Raw genomic sequence first — 16703 nt, 5'->3', positions numbered from 1 at the left:
GTCCTCCAGCCTCAGTCAACCGCTGACAGATCCATTGCCAGCCTCTGGATTCTAGTCCGCCCGGGGTCTGATCCTGACATCCGTCTCCGGGCTGACGTCGCAGCCGCCTCGGCTCCTCTACGGTGGGCCTGTGGAGGAGTTGGTACGTCCCTGGCGGCTCGGCCCGCGTGGGCGATGGTGGTTCGACGTCCTGCTCGCCGGCACCCTGTTCCTGATCATCCCGTTCTACGTCATCCAGGTCATGGTGAACGGCGACGCGGCGAAGGACGTCTCGAGCAGCAGCCACGTCGCCGACCTGGTTCTCGTGGTGGTCCAGCTCGTACCGCTGCTGTGGCGCCGCAGGCACCCGGTGATCGTCTACGCCATCGTGGCCGGTGCCTGCGGCCTGCAGGTGCTCCTCATCGACTACCCCCTGGTCTCGCAGGTCTCCTTCCCGATCGCGGTCTACTCGGTGGCGCGATACGCGCGCCCGCGCTGGGGACTGGCCGCGCTCGGCGTGGGCCTCTTCGGCTCTGTCCTCGGCGCCTACGACTGGATGAACGCTGCTGTCCCCGACGGGGTGGTCCAGGAAAGCTTCAAGTGGAGCACGTACGTCCCGGTCGTCCTCTCGCTCGCCACCTTCCCCGTCGCCGCCTGGGCGCTGGGCGCGCTGGCCCGCACGAGAACGGCGTACGTCGACTCCCTGATCCAGCGCAACGAGCAGCTGCGCCGCGAGGCCGAGCAGCGCGCCGAGCTCGGGGCGACCCAGGAGCGGGCCCGGATCGCGCGCGAGATGCACGATGTGGTGGCCCACGGTCTGAGCGTGATCGTGGTGCAGGCCGACGGCGCGCGCTACGCGGCCGAGCAGGACCCGGCCCTGGCGCCCAAGGCGCTGGAGACCGTTGCGCAGACCGCGCGCGAGGCGCTCGCCGAGATGCGGCAGCTGCTCGGCCTGCTGCGCGACGGGGACACCCTGACCCGCCCACAGCCCCGGCTCACCGACATCGCGACGCTCGTCGAGGAGACCCGGGCAGGTGGGATGGAGCTGGCCGCGACTCTTCCCGAGCCCGGCCTCGCGGTGCCCGAGGGGGTCGCGCTGACTGCTTTCCGCGTGGTGCAGGAGGCGCTCAGCAACGTACGCAAGCACGCCGGTCCGGGCGCCGCGGCCAGGGTCAGCGTGACGGCCGAGGGCGACGGCCTCGAGATCGAGGTCACCGACGACGGCCGAGGTGCCGCTGCGGACGCGAGCCGGTCCGGCGGTCTCGGCCTGGTCGGGATGGAGGAGCGGATCACCGCCCACAACGGAACGCTCGAGACCGGCCCGGCGCCCGGCGGCGGCTTCCGTGTCTACGCGAGACTTCCGCTATGACTGGCGCCATGACGATCCGTGTCCTTCTCGTCGACGACCAGGAGCTTGTCCGCGCCGGTTTCCGGATGCTCATCGACTCCCAGCCCGACCTCACCGTGGTCGGCGAGGCCGGCGACGGCCAGGCGGCCGTAGCCGCACTGACCAAGGACGGCACCGAGGCCGACGTGGTCCTGATGGACGTACGCATGCCCCGCATGGACGGCGTCGAGGCGACCGGTCTGATCGCCGGCCGTGAGGGCGCGCCGCGGGTGATCGTGCTGACCACCTTCGACCTCGATGAGTACGCCTTCGCCGCGATCCGGGCGGGCGCCGCGGCGTTCCTGCTCAAGGACGCCCGCCCCGAGGACCTGCTCAGCGCGATCCGCACCGTGCACGCCGGCGACTCGGTCGTCGCCCCGAGCACCACGCGGCGATTGCTGGAGCACTTCGCCGCCTCGGCTCCCGCAACCGCCGGACCCGCTGTCGAGAGGCGGCTGGAGTCGCTGACCGAGCGTGAGCGCGAGGTGCTCGCGCTGGTCGGCCGCGGCCTGTCCAACACCGAGATCGCCGAGGCCTTCGTGGTCGCGGAGGCGACCGTGAAGACCCACATCGGCCGGCTGCTGGCCAAGACCGGTTCTCGTGACCGAGTCCAGCTGGTGGTGCTGGCCTACGAGACCGGCCTGGTCGGCCGCTGACCCCTGGGGGAGCGGATCAGCTGGTCGGCTCCGCGTGGTCGGTCGGCGTATGGACGATGTCGAAGTAGACGGACCTGTCGTTCTCGTCGGGGAAGACCCGGTAGGTGAACTCGTCCTCGGTCAGGGTGACGATGTCGGAGTCCCGCTCGAACATGACCTCGCCGGCGTCGTCCTTGGCGACGATGTGGCGGGTCCTGCCGTCCTCGGTGACGGTCCAGTCACCCTGCATCTTGGGGGCGTCGTCGAGGTCGTACATCGTGAAGGTGCCCTCGGCATCGAAGTAGGCCCAGCCGACGAAGGTCGAGACGTTCTCGTCCGCCAGCGGTACGTCCTTCCCGTCCTGGTCCACCGCACCGGTGGTCTCCCAGGCAGTCGAGGCGAGGACATCGGACGGGCTGTCGGTCCGGGCCGACTCCGCAGCCTGCTGGGAGGAGCCGGCCTGCCCGGCGGCGGAGGTGGCACCGTCGTCGGTCGCGCCACACGCGGCAAGCACCGCCGCGGTGGCGAGGGCGGCCACCGAGGTGGCGAAGATACGGGCGGGGCGGGTTGTGAACGAGGATTTCTTCATGCCTCAACGATCGTCAGATCGTCGCTCTCGGCCATCTGGCATCGGGCCATGATCGGATAGCCGATCGGATGATGCCGTGTGGGCTGGCCGTCGTTGCTGATTCGTTGTGACTGTTGTTCATGGGGCTGGTGGCCGCCGACCCGTTATGGAGGGTGTTCTCACCGGGATCCGTCGAGAGTTTTGGCTGGTTATCGGGTCGGCGGCGGGGTGTGGCGCGGAATTCTTTGGGTTGGGTACCGGCTTGGGGTTCCGGGGTTGGTGGCTCTCTGGGGGTTGCGGTGTCTGCGGTGCTTTTACAAGACGATGACGCCTTGTGACGGTTCGCAAGCATGGCGGTCAGCCGTGATTCGCCCTGGGTTTCGTTCCGACATCTTTGACAGGATTGGGAACGATGCCGAAGAAGTACTCCTCCGAGATGCGTGAGCGGGCGTTGCGGATGCTCGCCGAGGCCCGTCCGGACCACCCGAACCAGATGGCCGCGATCCGTCACGTGGCGGGCATGCTGGGGATGAACAGCGAGACGTTGCGTGGCTGGCTGCGACAGGCCGAGGTCGACGGTGGTCTGGCGCCGGGTGTGACCACGGATGCCGCGGCGGAAATCAAGCGACTCAAGCGGGAGAACGCTGAGCTGCGGCGGGCGAATGAGATCTTGAAGTCCGCGTCGGTGTTTTTCGCCAAGGAACTCGACCGTCCCACGACGAGATGATCCGGTTCATCGACGAACATCGTGATCAGTTCGGGGTCGAGGCCATCTGCCGGATCTTGCGTCCTGCGGTTCGTGGGTTCATCACCTCGCGTGGCTACCGCGCCGCGAAGGCACGGGTTCCCTCGGCGCGGCGGTTGCGTGATGACCTGCTCAAGCCCGAGATCGCCCGGCTGCACGCCGAGAACTACGGCGTGTACGGCGTCCGGAAGATGCACGCCCTGCTCAAACGGCAGGGCTGGGAGGTCGGCCGGGACCAGACCGCGCGATTGATGCGCGAGCTGGACCTGCGCGGGGTCCGACGATCGAAGAAGGTCTTCACGACCAGACCGGACAAGACCGGGAAGGATCTGCCGGAAGACCTGGTCAACCGCGACTTCACCGCGCCCGGGCCACGACGATTGTGGGTCGCCGACGTCACCTATGTCGCGACCTGGTCCGGGTTCGCCTACGTCGCGTTCGTGACCGATGTGTACTCGCGTCGGATCGTCGGCTGGAACGTCGCAGCCACCTTGAAGGCCGATGTCCTCCCGCTGCAGGCGCTTGATATGGCCGCCTGGGAGGCCGATCGTGAGGGCCGGGATCTGTCCAGGCTGGTCCATCACGCCGACCACGGGTCGAACTACCTGGCGCTGGTCTACACCGACCGGATCCTCGAGCTGGGCGCGATGCCCTCGACGGGCACGGTCGGGGACTCCTTCGACAACGCCCTCGCCGAAGCAGTCAACGGCCTGTACAAGACCGAACTGATTCGCCGCCACGGTCCTTGGCGCACCGTTGAGCAGGTCGAACTGGCCACCCTGGAATACGTGTGGTGGTGGAACAACCACAGACTCCACGGCGAGCTCGACTACCGCACCCCGATCGAGGTCGAGCAGGCGTACTACGCTGACCACGATTCAGCCCAGCCGGCGACCGCCGGACAGGGACACCTATAGGAACGAAACCCAGGGCGAATCAGACCGCCGGCTGGGCAGACGGGCTGGGCAGACGGGCTGGGCAGACGGGCTGGGCAGACGGGCTGGGCAGACGGTTGGTGGGATACGCCGTGCACCAATCGCGCCGCCAGGTCCAGTGCAAGCTCGATCAGCGCTGCCGATCGGATGCCACAGAGCCGCATCTGCGACTGGACTGATGGCACGCCACGACAGCGCGCGAGCACACCGGTCAGCGAGCGGGGCGTAGTGGGCTCGCAGGGAGAATGGGGACAGTGCCGCCCGCCCTGTCCCGGATCAGCAGGTCCGAGCGTGCGAGGTCACCCGGGTCAGCCGGGGTCAGCCGGTTCGGGCACCCCGGGTGAACCGGATCTGCCCATCGGGGAGCCGTTCATGGGTGTAGTTGGGGTCGTGGATCCGGCGATGATCACTGGGACACAGCAAGACCATGTTGGCGAGGTTGGTTCGGCCGCCTTCGGCCCAGGGTTGGAGGTGGTGGGCCTCGGTCCAGGCGGCGGGGGCGTCGCAGCCCTCTGCTTGGCAGCACTTGTCGCGTAATCGCAGTGCTCGGTGTTGGACCGGGTAGGCCAGGCGGGCGGTGCGGCCGAGGTCGAGGATCTCGGAGTTGGTGCCCAGCACCACCGGGATGAGGTCGGCGTTGCAGGCCATCCGCCGGGCCTCGGCCGCGGTGATCTGCTCCCCGTCGAACCCGAGGACGGCGGTGCCGAGGTCCTTGCGGAGGTCCTCCACACTCATCGTGATGAACACCGTGGTCCCGTGGCCACCGTGCCGGGGCAACAGATCCACGTCGTAGGTCTCGACGACCCGGGCGAACGCCTGACCCAGCAGCCGGTCGTAGGGCGCCTTGCGGCCCCGGTTCTCCACGGTCAGCTTCCGCGGCTGGGCCAGGGAATCCAAGATCGTGCGCAACCGCATCCCGACCGCACGGGAGACCCTCGCGTGAACGTCGATGGTGCCATCGCCATTGTCACGTGATGAGAAGAACGTGCGCCGTTGGGCGCGCTCCTCCTCCCGCTGCAGCGCTTTGGCTTCGGCTTCCTCGAACCTCTCGGGGTCGACCTTGGCCAGGATCCGGCGTCCGACGATCTTGAGCTGGTTCGCGGTCAACTCGGTCGCCTCGTCCACCAGCAGCTTCTCCGCCAGGACCAGGTCCTCGCCGCTGACGGCCAGGTCCGTCGCGATGGCCTCCAGGGCCTGGGTGATCACCTGGGCCTTGTCTTGGGACACCACCCCTTCGGCCAGGCCGGCGGCGACGAGGTCGTACTTGGCCACCTCGGCGGCCAGTTTGAGCTGGGAGCGGGCCGCACCCCTGTCGACCAGGAGCTCGGTCCGCATCCACCCGGCGGCGTCCTTGGCCCCGGTCTCCTCGGCGATGTCGCCGGCAGACGCGAGGACCCGCAGCTTGAGCGCGGCCTGCATGGCCTGGAGCTTCTCCAAGCGTTCCAGCAGGTCTTTCTTCTGCTCGGTGCGCCAGTAGATCGGGTCACTCGCGAGGAGCTCGTGGAGGGCGGTCTCGATGGCCTCGAGGGCAGCGTCGATCGCGTCGCCGGGGTTGGTGTCCCAGTGGTCGATGTCGCGGCCGAGACTCATCGGATGCCCTTGCTTCAGAGGTGGGCTGTGATGGCTCTGATTCTACGCCTCAGCCACCGATCTGGCTATCTATTTACGCAGGTCAACTACTGTTTTCGCGGTGAGCGAACGACCTCGTTCCTGTGGATGGTAAGTGGCCCGAAAGGCCACCCTCCACCCCCTGCAACACCATCCGTCGCAGGAGTGAATGCGCTGCGCCACACCCGGGCCGCCGCCCCGATAGCCAGCCAAGTTTTTTCTCGACGGGCCCCGGTGTCCAGGACCGCGAAGCGGCCGGCGAAGCCGGCGGCCGCAGGCCGTCCTTGACTCCGGGGCCCGTCGAGAACACCCTCAAAGAACGGGTCGGCGGCCCAGGCCAGCCCTCCGGGCGAAACGTTCCGGCAGGGAGTTCTCAGCAAGCTCGATCAGCCGAGAAACTGTGTTGGTCTCGACACGCCTCCGCCTAGCGGCTCCGGCGGCTCGACCAGCGGGGCGGGGCGAGGTGGTCTCGACCAGCGGGGCGGGGCGAGGTGGTCTCGACCAGCGGGGCGGGGCGAGGTGGTCTCGACCAGCGGGGCGGGGCGAGGTGGTCTCGACCAGCGGGGTGGGGTGGTCTCGACAAGCTCGACCACCGGACATCACCGGCCCCCGACACACACCCCGAACGCGACCCGCGAACCCGACCCCGCAGGATCACCCCCGCCAGGCTTTCCAGATCGCATCGAGCAGGATCTTGTCATCTTTGCGCCGTTCGGCCTCGGACACCTCGATCTTGCCCCCGGCGCCGCGGAAGGTGACGATCCGCCCTTGGTCGTCGCGGACGGTGACCAGCGTCCCGCGACCAGCGAGTGGCTTGACCACAGCAACCATGTCGGGCACCTGGTCGATGGCCACGGTCACCGAGAAGTCGTCATCCGTGACCGTGAACGGCGCGTACGCGGCCAGCAGCGGCGCCGCCGCGACTCTCTCCGCGACCAGGTCGGGAGGTCCGGCGACCCGGTATCTCTCCGCGCCGGCGGTGCCGGAGAGCGAGATCCGCCTGAGGGCGGCGGCCTCCGGTCGTGGAGCCACCACCGCGTACGCGGCGACGACGTCCTCCACGTCGACACCCCCGACCTGGAGGCCGAGGTCATCGCTCCGGACCGAGCCGACCGACGGCAGCTCTGCGAGATCGAGCACGAGCTCAGCGGCGGGGACGTCCCTGTTCCAGGCGCTGACCTTGCCGCCGCTGATGCTGACCTGCTGGCCCGGCGTCCTGCTGGCGAGCTCGTCGGCCGCGACCACATCCTCGCCGCGGCTCATCTCCAGGACCAGCTCGCCGGGACCGATCGAATAGCTTGCGACGTCGAGCCGGTCTCGGATCTCGCCCAGGCCGGCGAGCGCCTCCGTCATCGAGACCGCAGTAGGCAGCGTGTCGAGATGCTCCCAGGATTCGGCCGCGTCGGTGACACTCTGGTCCCCGCCGTGCCTCACCAGCACACCGGCGCTCTCGCAGCCGGACGTCCTGCTCCGGAGCGTGACGAGCCCGTCGTAGACCGTCACCGGATCAGCGCTCGCCTCGGCCTCGACGAGACAGGCCTGCGGCCCGGATCCGTAGGCGATCAGCGCGCCGTGCAGGTCGGTGCGCTGCCGCACCTCGTCGAGCAGCCACAACCCGCTCGCGTTGCTCTCCTCGGACGGGCTCACTTGCAGATCGACGCGGTCGATCCGGAGATTCAGCTCGTAGTCGGGACTCTTCCCGGACACGTACGGCGCAAGGATCTCGGCGATCTCACCGGCCCGCGCCGCGCTGATCCCGTCCTCCAGGATGATGGTTCCGCTGGCGTCGCCCGCGAACGGCAGCACATTGTTGCCACCGACCTCCACGCGCTGGATGCCGTCGACATCCCGAAGCCGCTCGTTCAGCTCGTCGGCCAGCTGGGTCCCCCGGTTGGCGGCACACGATGACGCCGCCACCACCATCGCCAGGACGGCGACGACAGTCCGACCGTTCACAGCACTCCCTCTCAGTCCCGAGACAAGGGTCATGGGCTCCTCAGCGCTCGCTCTCGAACCACGTACGCAGCCGGGCGATGATCGCGTCGATGGAGCCGTCCTGCAGAGCACGCCCGTAGACGCCCTCGTTGAACCGCTCGCCTCGGGTGTAGACCGTGGCCAGGCGAGCCGCATCGGCCAACGGCGCGGCGGCGAGGAGCGCGGGCTCGGCGAGGAGCGGGTTGCCGCGCATCCATTTCATCCAGTCGACGGTGGCGCCCGGAAGCGAGCGGTAAACCCGACGAACGCGGTCGCTGTAGACAGGACGGGCGACCTCGTGGTCCTCGAGGGTCAGCGCATCGGCAGCCTCGAACAACTCCCGCCACCGCGTCTCCGGCACGCTCCGAAGCTCGTCCTCGACCTCTGCATCGGAGGGATCGAGGGCCTCGCGGGCGCGGTCGAAGGTGTCGTACGCGTTCTGGTCGAAGAGCACGACACGCACCTCGTCGACAGCGGTCGACGTCCGCGCGAGGGTCCACAGGGAGACGTACGCGGCCTCCTCGAGCGGGTAGCGGTAGACGCCGGTCGAGATCGCCGGGAAAGCCACGGTGCGCGCCCCGAGCTGATCGGCCACCCGGAGCGACTCACGGAAGCACGAGGTCAGTGGGGTGATGTTGTCCTGACCGTCGCTGTGCACCGGCCCGACCGTGTGGATCACCCATCGCGAGGGCAGGTCGCCGGCGGTCGTCGCGACCGCCTGCCCGACCGGCAGGCCGCCGCCGAGATGTCCGGCCCGCAGCCGCCGGCACTCCTCGAGGATCGCCGGACCGCCACGCCGGTGGATCGCTCCGTCCACCCCTCCCCCGCCCAGCAGCGAGGAGTTGGCGGCGTTCACCACGGCGTCGACCTGCTGTTCGGTGATGTCCCCGCGTACGACCGTGATCCTCACGCCGTCAATCTAGCCACCCGCGCTCTGGCCACCCAGACCGCCGGACCGAGCGCGACGGCCACACCGGCGGCGAGAGAGGCGAGGACGCCGAGCCAGCCGAGCCCGGCGGCCTCGAGGTCCGGGTAGATCTGCCAGTGGACGAGGTAGATCCACAGCGAGGACGCGGCGAGCACGGCGGCGAGCCGGGCGAGCGGCCAGGGCAACAGCACCGGCCACGGGACGAGCAGGACGAGGATGCCGAGAGCGACGGTGGCCTCGCGGAGGGGATCGCCGAAGAAGCCGTACGTCGCCACCACGACCGTCGCCGCGACGAGCGCCCGCTGCCACGGCCGCTGCGCCTCGGCCGCCGCCCATCCCAGCGCGAGGCACCACAGGACGCAGCCGATCGTGTATCGCTCGGTCGCGCCGGCCTCGATGCCGACCCACAGATACCGCACCGCGAGGGTCGCACCCACCACGACCGCGGCGGCCCCGAACCGGTGGCGCCGCTGCCACCGGTCGAGAACGGGCACCAGGAGCAGGAGCGCGAGCCCGGCGAAGGACCAGGTGATGACCTCCAGGAACCACAGCTGCCAGTCCCGGGTCCACGCGTCGCTGCCGAGCGCCTGGTTGAGCCCCAGGACGGTCGGCCAGTGGTAGCGGTCGCTGACCAGGGCCACCGTGCCCACCCAGAGCGCCGCCGGGAGCGCGACCGCAGCGGCGCCCTGGAGCAGGCGGCGCGCGCGCAGGGTCCGGGTGGGGGCGGTGAGCCCGAAGCGGGCGAGGTTGAAGCCGGCCGCCGCGAGCAGGATGTGCGCGCCGCCAAGGAGGGTCCAGACGTCCGCGTGGCTGCCGACGATGGCGACGATGGCCACCGCACGCAGCAGCACCGGGATCTCGACGGGCCGCAGCCACCGGCGCGGGCTCCGTGCGCTCGCGGCGAGCTCGGCGATGCTCCGGTGCTGCCAGCCGGAGGGCAGGGTGCCGAGCCGCTCGCCGAGCTGGGTCGCGATCTCGACGAAGGAGAGCGAGTCGCCGCCGAGGGAGACGAAGCTGTCCGCCACCGTCGCATCCGGGCGCCTCAGCACCGTGGCATAGACCGTACGCAGCGCCTCGGCGTCCGCACCGTCGGCCGGCCCTCGCTCCGCGGACCCGGCCGCGTCCGCCTCGCTCGCCCAGGTGTTGAGCGTGGCGTAGTCGACCTTCCCGTTCGGCGTACGCGGCATCTCGACGACCCGGTGCACCTCGATCGCGGCTCGCGGCAACGTCACGATGCCGTCCACGAGCCGCGGCAGCCGGTCGGCGGAACCGGGATCGTCGGTGAACAGGTGCAGCCGGGCACCGGGAGCGACGGCGCGTGCGGACCCGGGACCGAGCTCGGACTCGATCCGGTCCAGGTCGATACGCAGCCCGAGGATCTTGCCGAACCGGCTGCGCCGGCCGGTGATCTCCCACAGCCCGTCGTCGGCCTGACGGGCGAGGTCGCCGGTGCGGAGCTCGGCCAGCTCGGGGCCACGGGCGAGGTCGGCGACGCTCTCGGCGTACCCCATCATCACGTTCGGCCCGGTGTAGACCAGCTCGCCGACGCCCTCCTCCAGACCTTCCCCGGGGCCATCGACGGGATCGAGGCGGAAGTGCCCGCCGGGGATCGGGATGCCGATCGCCTCGGGCCGGCTCGCGGCCAGGTCCGGCGGCAGGTAGGCCATCCGGGCGGTGGCCTCGGTCTGGCCGTACATCACGACCAGGTCCCATCCGCAAGACTCCCCCAGCGCGGCGTAGCGCCGGACCGTCTCGGGCGGCATCTTCCCGCCGGCCTGGGTGAGGTAGCGCAGCGACGGCAGCGAGCGGTCGGCGAACCCCGAGGTGTCGAGCAGGTCGAAGGTGTAGGGAACCCCCGCGAACGAGGTGGCACCGTGCCGCGCCGCGACGTCCCAGAAGCACTCGTCGGCGACCGAGAGGTCGGTGAGGACCACCGCGGCTCCGGCGCTCAGGTGGGAGTTGAGCACCGAGAGGCCGTAGCAGTAGTGCAGCGGCAGCGAGCTCATCGCCCGGTCGGCGGAGGTGAGCCCCAGGTAGGCCGCGATGCTGGCCGCGTTGGCGGCCAGGTTGTCCCGCGAGAGCCTGACCAGCTTCGGTGATCCGGTCGAGCCGGAGGTCGACAGCAGCAGCGCCAGGTCGGGATGCAGGTCGGCCTCGCCCTCGAACGCCGCCCGGTAGCGCTTCCGGAGCTCGTCGTGATCACCACCCGGCGGGGTCAGCAACACCGGACGCCGGGCGGCGAGGGCGGCCAGGTAGCCGGTCACCGAGTCCAGATCGTTGCCCGCCTCGAGCAGCACGACCCCGCGGGAGCCACGGTTGGCGGCCACCCGGTCCATCACCGTCTGCTCCAGCTCGGCGTAGGTCAGGGTCGTCTCGGTGGTGATGACCGCCGGGTCCCCGGGCCGCCCCTTCAGGAGCAGATGGGCACCGGCAGCAACTGCCGAGCTCATCGACCGTCCCCGGCATAGCCGACCAGCGGCCCGACGACCTCGAGCGCGACGGTCGTGCCGATGTCGGGGATCCCGGTGCCGGGAACCCGGGCGGTGACACGTACGTCATCGCTGAGCCGCACCCGGATGGTGGCGTCGTGGCCGAAGAAGGAGACCTCCTCGACGATCCCCTTGGTGCCGGAGGTGGCGTCGGCCGAGACCTGCACCTGCTCCGCACGGACGACCAGCGTCACCGGCCCGGTGGGACGCGGCGTGATGAGCGCGACCTCCCCGAGCGGCGAGTCGACCCGCCCGGCGCCGTCGATCTCACCGGGAAGCAGGGTCGCCGAGCCGAGGAAGGCCGCGACCCCGGGATGCTCGGGGGTCAGGTAGACGTCCGCCGCGGAGCCGACCTGCAGGAACCGCCCGGCGGCCATGACGGCCACCTGGTCGGCCAGCGAGAGCGCCTCGCCCTGGTCGTGGGTGACCAGCAGCGCCGCCGCTCCGGCCGTACGCAGCGCCCGCACGACCGCGCGTCCGGACTCCTCGCGCAGCCCCGCGTCGAGCGAGGAGAAGGGCTCGTCGAGGAGCACCAGTCGAGGCCGAGGCGCGAGCGCACGAGCCACGGCGACCCGCTGCTGCTGACCACCGGAGAGTTCGTGCGGATGCCGGTCGGCCAGGTCGGCCGGCAGCTCGAGCAGGCCGAGCAGCTCGGCCACGCGCTCCTGCCGCTCCACACGAGTCACCGTGCGGCGCAGCCCGAAGGAAATGTTGCCGCCGACGTCGAGGTGCGGGAACAGCGCACCCTCCTGCGGGACGTACCCGATCCCGCGCCGGCGCGGCGCCAGCCCGGCGACCGAGCGCCCGCCGATCCTGATCTCGCCCGCGGTCGGCGTCATGAACCCCGCCACGCACCGCAGCAGCGTCGTCTTGCCACAGCCCGAGGCACCGAGCACGGCGGTCACGCCGCCCTCGACGCTCAGGTCGAGCCCGTCGAGCACCTGCCGCCGGCCGTGTCCGGCCCGCAGCCCGCTCACCCGAAGTGCTTCAGTCATCGCCCCTCCCCTCTCGACGAGCGACCCAGCAGGATCGTCGCCGGCATCGCGAGGAGCACCAGCGCCAGCGCGTAGGGCGCCGCGGCGCCGTACGCGACCGAGGACGCCTCGCTCCAGAACTCGGTGGCCAGCGTCGTGGTGCCGATCGGGGCCAGCAGCAGCGTCGCGGTCAGCTCGGTGGAGACCGCGAGCGCGACCATCGCGGTCGCCGTCGCCAACCCGGGCAGCAGCAGCGGCAGGGTCACCCGGCGCATCGCCCCGAACCGGCTGAGCCCCAGGCTGAGCGCGACCTCCTCCAGTCGTGGCGGAACCAGCTCCAGCACCCCGCGCACCGCGACGAGCGCGCGCGGCAGGAACAGGATGACGTACGCCGCCACGAGCAGCGGCAGCGTCTGGTACAGCCCGGGCAGCCAGCCGATGGCGACGGTGACCAGGGCGAGCGCGACGACCACACCGGGCAGCGCGCTGGTGACGTACGCGACCCGCTCGACGCCCAGCGACCAGCGGGTCCGGCGGCGGACGGCCTGCCAGACCACCGGAACCGCGGCGGCGGTCGCGACGACCCCGGCGACGGCGGCCAGCGCGATGCTGGTGCCGGCGGCGGGCAGCAGGCGGCTCAGGTCGAGCTCGGCCGAGGCACCCCTGACCAGCCAGCGCACCAGGCTGGCCGCCGGCAGACCGACGGCCAGGGCGACAAAGATCCCGAGGGCGACGACCACCGGTGCGGTCCCCCGGCCCAGGCGCAGCCGGGTCGCCGGCCGGGCGGTGCCGCTGCCGACCCGGGCGCGCCGGGCCGGGCCGCGGGCCAGCATCTCCAGAGCCAGCAGACCGAGGCACGCGACCAGCAGCACACCGGCCAGCAGGGTGGCTGCCGGACCGTTGAAGGCGGCGCCGTACTGCTGCAGGATCGCGGTCGTCAGGGTCGGGTAGTTGAGCAGCTGGAGAGCGCCGTACTCGGCCAGCAGGTGCAGCCCGACGAGCAGCGCTCCGCCGAGCACCGCCGGCGCGACGGTCGGCAGGACCACGCGGGCGAACACCTCCCGCGGCCGCCGCCCGAGCGCCGCCGCGACCTCCTCCAGCGACGGGTCGAGGCGCCGCAGCGCCGCCACCGCGGGCAGGTAGACCAGCGGGTAGTAGGAGAGCGAGACGACCAGCACCGCCCCCGGATAGGACTGGACCGCGTGGGTCGTCGCGACCCAGGCGTAGCCGTTGACGAAGGCGGGGATGGCCAGCGGAGCGCACAGCGCCCCGTGCCACCAGCCGGCCAGGGGCAGCGAGGTCCGCTCGACCACCCAGGCGCCACAGACCCCGAACACCACCGAGAGCGCGACCCCGCCGACCAGCAGCCTGCCGGTGTTCCACAGCAGCTCACCGATGCGCGGGCGGACCAGGAAGTCGTAGGCCTCCGCCGGCCCCAGCGAGGCGGTCGACCACAGCACGTACCCCACCGGAAGCAGGCAGACGGCGGCGATCGTGCCGGCCAGCACCGGCATCAGCCACCTCCCGGAGGAGGCGGCCGGCAACGTGCCGAGATGCACGCTGCTCAGAGGAAGCCGACTTCCGTCATGAGGTCGACCACCGCGTCGCTGTCGAGGTCGGAGACGGCGACCGCGGGCGGCTCGAGCTCGGAGAACGGCTTGACCGGCGGGTCGAGCTGCACCTCGGGGTTGAGGGGATACTCCAGGGCGTAGCTGTCGGCCAGCCCCTGCTGTCCGGTCTTGCCCGTGAGGTAGCCGACGAACTTCTCGGCGTCGCTCTTGTGCGCGGTCGAGGCCAGCACGCCCGCCCCGGAGACGCTCACGAAGGCGCCGGGGTCCTGGTTGCCGAAGAAGTGGAGCTTCGAGCTGTCGCTGACCTCGCCGGACTCGGCCTGGTCGCGGTACCAGTAGTAGTGGTAGATGACACCGACCGGCACCTCGCCCGCGTTGACGGACTCGAGCACCACGTTGTTGCCGTCGTAGACGGTGCCGTTGGCCTTGAGTCCTTCCAGCCATTTCTTCGTGGCCGCCTCGCCCTCCGTGGCCAGGACCCCGGCGACGATGGCCTGGAAGTCGGCACCCGTCGGCGAGAAGGAGATCTTGTCCTTCCACTCCGGCTCGGCGAGGTCGAGCAGCGAGGCCGGCAGCTCGGCCTCGGTGATCTGGTCGGTGTTGTAGACCAGCACGGTGGAGCGGGCCACGAACCCGGTCCAGGCGTTGCTCTCCGGCCGGTACTGCTCCGGGATCGGTGCGGTCACCTCGTCCGGCAGCGTGGCCAGCAGGCCCTCCCGCTCGACCGCGGCCATCGCCGGGGAGTTCTCGGTCAGGAAGACGTCGGCCGGCGACTTCTCGCCCTCGGCGACCAGCTGGGCGGCGAGCTCGAGGTCCTTGCCGTTGCGCAGCTCGACGTCGATCCCGGTCTCCTTCTCGAAGGCCGGCACGAGCTCCTCCATGAGCTGCTCGTGCTGGGCGTTGTAGACGACGAGCGTGTCGCCCGAGGAACAGGAGGTGAGCGTTGCCCCGAGGAGGGCAACCGAGACCGAGACCACAACAGCAGAGAGAGGCTTCACGGCCATCCTTTCGATTGGTAAGGGAAACCTTAGGAAGGTTTACCTAAGAACGCGAACGGGTGGTCCACGTGGAGCGTGCATCGGTTCTGCCGATGCATTACGCCAAAAGGATTCGTTTGCCAGAGGAATGTGGTGGTCCCGACCATTGGTGCTGCACCACACACGGGACTGCTGCGCGGGTAGGTGACATCTGATCTGTGGCGACGGGGATCGTCACTGGCGGGATGTACATCCCGCCAAAGGCGTTTCCCAAGGAGCGCCGTGAGGACGTGGCCCGGGTCTTCACTGGTCGCGGCGGCGGGCGATCGAGGGCGACCTCTCCCCCACTGAGAAGCTCGGACGGCTGATGTACTCGGCTCTTCCCTGTGGTGAGGACCTCCTGCTGAGGCAGCTTCTCGACGAGATCTCGGTCAATACGAGCCGCAGCCCGAAGCACGCGACCCTGAAGACACTGCTCTTCGACCGTAATGTCTCGCTCTACACCGCGGTGCTCGAGGTCGGGCGCGCCAGCGGCGTCTTCACGCCGACCGACTCGGCCGCGGCGATCGCCCGCAACCTCGTCACCCTCGAGGACGCCTTCGGCCTCCATCTGCTCGCCCACAACTCGTCACTGAACCTGGAGCGTGCCGAGCAGCAGCTGGCCAGCTACGCCAGGGAGAGCCTCAGCCCTCGGCCGGGTTCCCGATGACGACCGGGCGGCCGGCGACGTAGCCGGCGCAGACCTGGACGACCGCGAGGCCCAGCAGCAGCACGATGGGCAACGACCACGATCCTGTGGATTCACGCAGCAGCCCGACCACGAACGGGCCACCGGCGGCGAGCAGGTAGCCGATGCTTTGGGCCATCGAGGAGAGCGCGGCGGTGCCAGCGGTGGTCGCGGTGCGGATGCTGAACAGCGTCAGCGCGACCGGGAAGACGGCGCAGCCGACCCCGATCAGCACCGCCCAGAGCCAGGCGCCCATGACGGGGGCGAGCCAGAGCCCGGCGAACCCGATCGCGAGCAGCGCGGTCAGGACCGCGACCAGGTGACCCTGCGACGATGCGCGGATCGCGAACGAGGGCGCCAGGAAGAAGACTGGTACGCCGACGAGGATGCTCACCGCGAGCAACAGCCCGGCCGTCGCATGGTCGAAGCCGGCGTCGGCGTACATGCTCGGCAGCCAACTCATCACGACGTACGCGAACAGCGATTGGGTGCCGAAGACGAGCGTCACGGCCCAAGCCACAGGCTCGCGCCACAACGAGACCCGCGGCCGACCACCGCGGTGATAACCGTGGTCGCGCAGATGTGGCACCCAGACCAGCAGAGCCAGGAGAGCCAGCAGCGCCCAGACGCCGAGGCCGATCCGCCAACTGCCGGCCGCATGAGCGATCGGCACCGTGACCCCGGCAGCGATCGCCGACCCCAGAGACATCACCGCGCTGTAGGCGCCGGTGACCGTGCCGACCCGGTCCGGGAAGCCCTCCTTGACGACGGCCGGCAGCAGCACGTTGGCGAGCGCGATGCCACCACAGCCGACGAAGGTGCCGACAAGCAGCAGCCACGGGTCACCCATCACCCGGACCAGCAGCCCGGCCACCAGGAGGCCGAGCGCGACACCGATGCCGCGGTGCACACCGAGCCGGCGCGCGAGCGTCATGCCCGTGGCGCCGACGACCGCGAAGCACAGCACCGGCAACGAGGTAAGAAAGGCCCGGGTGCCGGCCGAGAGCCCGTCGAGCCCGTCCAGCAGGGCACCAAGGGAGGTGATGCCCCCACGCAAGTTCGCGGCGACCAGCAGGACCGCGATCAGCAGCCACGCCGTCGATCGAACGGCAGTATCGGACGGCTCAGACTCGGGGCGGGACTGGAGACGTGAGTTCACACCCACTAGGATGCCAGACATCGGATGATTGGATGAAAGGACGGCAT

Annotated in this window: 13 protein-coding genes and 1 pseudogene; 4 read left to right on the top strand and 10 right to left on the bottom strand. The window is 70.3% G+C overall.

Annotation, left to right across the window (positions count from 1 at the left end; all coding sequences use genetic code 11):
• The first annotated feature begins 130 nt into the window (after positions 1-130).
• On the top strand, positions 131-1348 hold the full coding sequence (locus tag ABZ796_RS21175) for a sensor histidine kinase (RefSeq protein WP_357339524.1): 1218 nt from the start codon (positions 131-133) through the stop codon (positions 1346-1348).
• Between the two features lie 8 nt (positions 1349-1356).
• On the top strand, positions 1357-2022 hold the full coding sequence (locus tag ABZ796_RS21170) for a response regulator transcription factor (protein WP_357339523.1): 666 nt from the start codon (positions 1357-1359) through the stop codon (positions 2020-2022).
• A 16-nt stretch (positions 2023-2038) separates the two neighbouring features.
• Here the strand turns inward: ABZ796_RS21170 and ABZ796_RS21165 are convergent, their stop codons facing one another.
• On the bottom strand, positions 2039-2590 hold the full coding sequence (locus tag ABZ796_RS21165) for a DUF4822 domain-containing protein (RefSeq protein WP_357339522.1): 552 nt from the start codon (positions 2588-2590) through the stop codon (positions 2039-2041).
• 391 nt (positions 2591-2981) lie between these two features.
• Here ABZ796_RS21165 and ABZ796_RS21160 point away from each other — a divergent pair.
• A protein-coding gene (locus tag ABZ796_RS21160; RefSeq protein ID WP_357339521.1) for an IS3 family transposase occupies positions 2982-4231 on the top strand; the annotation gives its coding sequence in 2 pieces (ribosomal slippage) (positions 2982-3267 and positions 3267-4231; 1251 coding nt in all).
• A gap of 336 nt (positions 4232-4567) precedes the next feature.
• On the opposite strand, the gene ABZ796_RS21155 is transcribed toward ABZ796_RS21160, so the two are convergent.
• From ABZ796_RS21155 to ABZ796_RS21120, 8 genes and pseudogenes are all read right to left on the bottom strand, one after another.
• Positions 4568-5839, bottom strand: a complete 1272-nt coding sequence (locus ABZ796_RS21155; RefSeq protein ID WP_357339519.1) for a DUF222 domain-containing protein — start codon at positions 5837-5839, stop codon at positions 4568-4570.
• 672 nt (positions 5840-6511) lie between these two features.
• Positions 6512-7813, bottom strand: coding sequence for a hypothetical protein (locus ABZ796_RS21150; protein ID WP_357339518.1), 1302 nt, complete (start codon positions 7811-7813; stop codon positions 6512-6514).
• A gap of 40 nt (positions 7814-7853) precedes the next feature.
• Positions 7854-8192, bottom strand: coding sequence for a DUF6508 domain-containing protein (locus ABZ796_RS21145; protein WP_357339589.1), 339 nt, complete (start codon positions 8190-8192; stop codon positions 7854-7856).
• Positions 8193-8273: 81 nt separating this feature from the next.
• A pseudogene (locus ABZ796_RS21140) lies at positions 8274-8741 on the bottom strand (O-acetyl-ADP-ribose deacetylase); the annotation flags it as partial.
• The gene (locus ABZ796_RS21135) at positions 8738-11209 is read right to left on the bottom strand and encodes a non-ribosomal peptide synthetase (RefSeq protein WP_357339516.1); all 2472 of its coding nucleotides are present in this window, start codon (positions 11207-11209) and stop codon (positions 8738-8740) included. The gene ABZ796_RS21135 and the pseudogene ABZ796_RS21140, both read right to left, overlap by 4 nt.
• Entirely contained in the window at positions 11206-12243 is a 1038-nt protein-coding gene (locus ABZ796_RS21130; RefSeq protein WP_357339515.1) for an ABC transporter ATP-binding protein, read from the bottom strand. Before ABZ796_RS21130 ends, ABZ796_RS21135 begins: the two co-directional genes overlap by 4 nt.
• Positions 12240-13781, bottom strand: coding sequence for an iron ABC transporter permease (locus ABZ796_RS21125; RefSeq protein ID WP_357339514.1), 1542 nt, complete (start codon positions 13779-13781; stop codon positions 12240-12242). Before ABZ796_RS21125 ends, ABZ796_RS21130 begins: the two co-directional genes overlap by 4 nt.
• A gap of 5 nt (positions 13782-13786) precedes the next feature.
• Positions 13787-14797 carry an iron ABC transporter substrate-binding protein gene (locus ABZ796_RS21120; RefSeq protein WP_357339513.1) on the bottom strand — a complete coding sequence of 337 codons (1011 nt, stop codon included), beginning with the start codon at positions 14795-14797 and terminating at the stop codon, positions 13787-13789.
• 340 nt (positions 14798-15137) lie between these two features.
• Here ABZ796_RS21120 and ABZ796_RS21115 point away from each other — a divergent pair, with 340 nt between their 5' ends.
• On the top strand, positions 15138-15479 hold the full coding sequence (locus ABZ796_RS21115) for a hypothetical protein (RefSeq protein WP_357339511.1): 342 nt from the start codon (positions 15138-15140) through the stop codon (positions 15477-15479).
• Here ABZ796_RS21115 and ABZ796_RS21110 read toward each other — a convergent pair.
• Positions 15454-16656: an MFS transporter gene (locus ABZ796_RS21110; protein ID WP_357339509.1), complete on the bottom strand. Its 1203-nt coding sequence runs from the start codon at positions 16654-16656 to the stop codon at positions 15454-15456. The genes ABZ796_RS21115 and ABZ796_RS21110 overlap by 26 nt on opposite strands.
• Between the last annotated feature and the right edge of the window lie 47 nt (positions 16657-16703).

This window comes from Nocardioides sp. NPDC047086, assembly GCF_040643685.1.
Taxonomy (GTDB): domain Bacteria; phylum Actinomycetota; class Actinomycetes; order Propionibacteriales; family Nocardioidaceae; genus Nocardioides.
Note: the sequence above shows the minus strand (reverse complement) of the source record. Positions and strands in the feature narration are given on the sequence as shown.

Coding starts and splice junctions, on each gene's coding strand:
- ABZ796_RS21120 (WP_357339513.1), bottom strand. CDS start 14,797: ATGGCCGTGAAGCCTCTCTCTGCTGTTGTGGTCTCGGTCTCGGTTGCC.
- ABZ796_RS21155 (WP_357339519.1), bottom strand. CDS start 5,839: ATGAGTCTCGGCCGCGACATCGACCACTGGGACACCAACCCCGGCGAC.
- ABZ796_RS21165 (WP_357339522.1), bottom strand. CDS start 2,590: ATGAAGAAATCCTCGTTCACAACCCGCCCCGCCCGTATCTTCGCCACC.
- ABZ796_RS21135 (WP_357339516.1), bottom strand. CDS start 11,209: ATGAGCTCGGCAGTTGCTGCCGGTGCCCATCTGCTCCTGAAGGGGCGG.
- ABZ796_RS21130 (WP_357339515.1), bottom strand. CDS start 12,243: ATGACTGAAGCACTTCGGGTGAGCGGGCTGCGGGCCGGACACGGCCGG.
- ABZ796_RS21170 (WP_357339523.1), top strand. CDS start 1,357: ATGACGATCCGTGTCCTTCTCGTCGACGACCAGGAGCTTGTCCGCGCC.
- ABZ796_RS21115 (WP_357339511.1), top strand. CDS start 15,138: ATGTACTCGGCTCTTCCCTGTGGTGAGGACCTCCTGCTGAGGCAGCTT.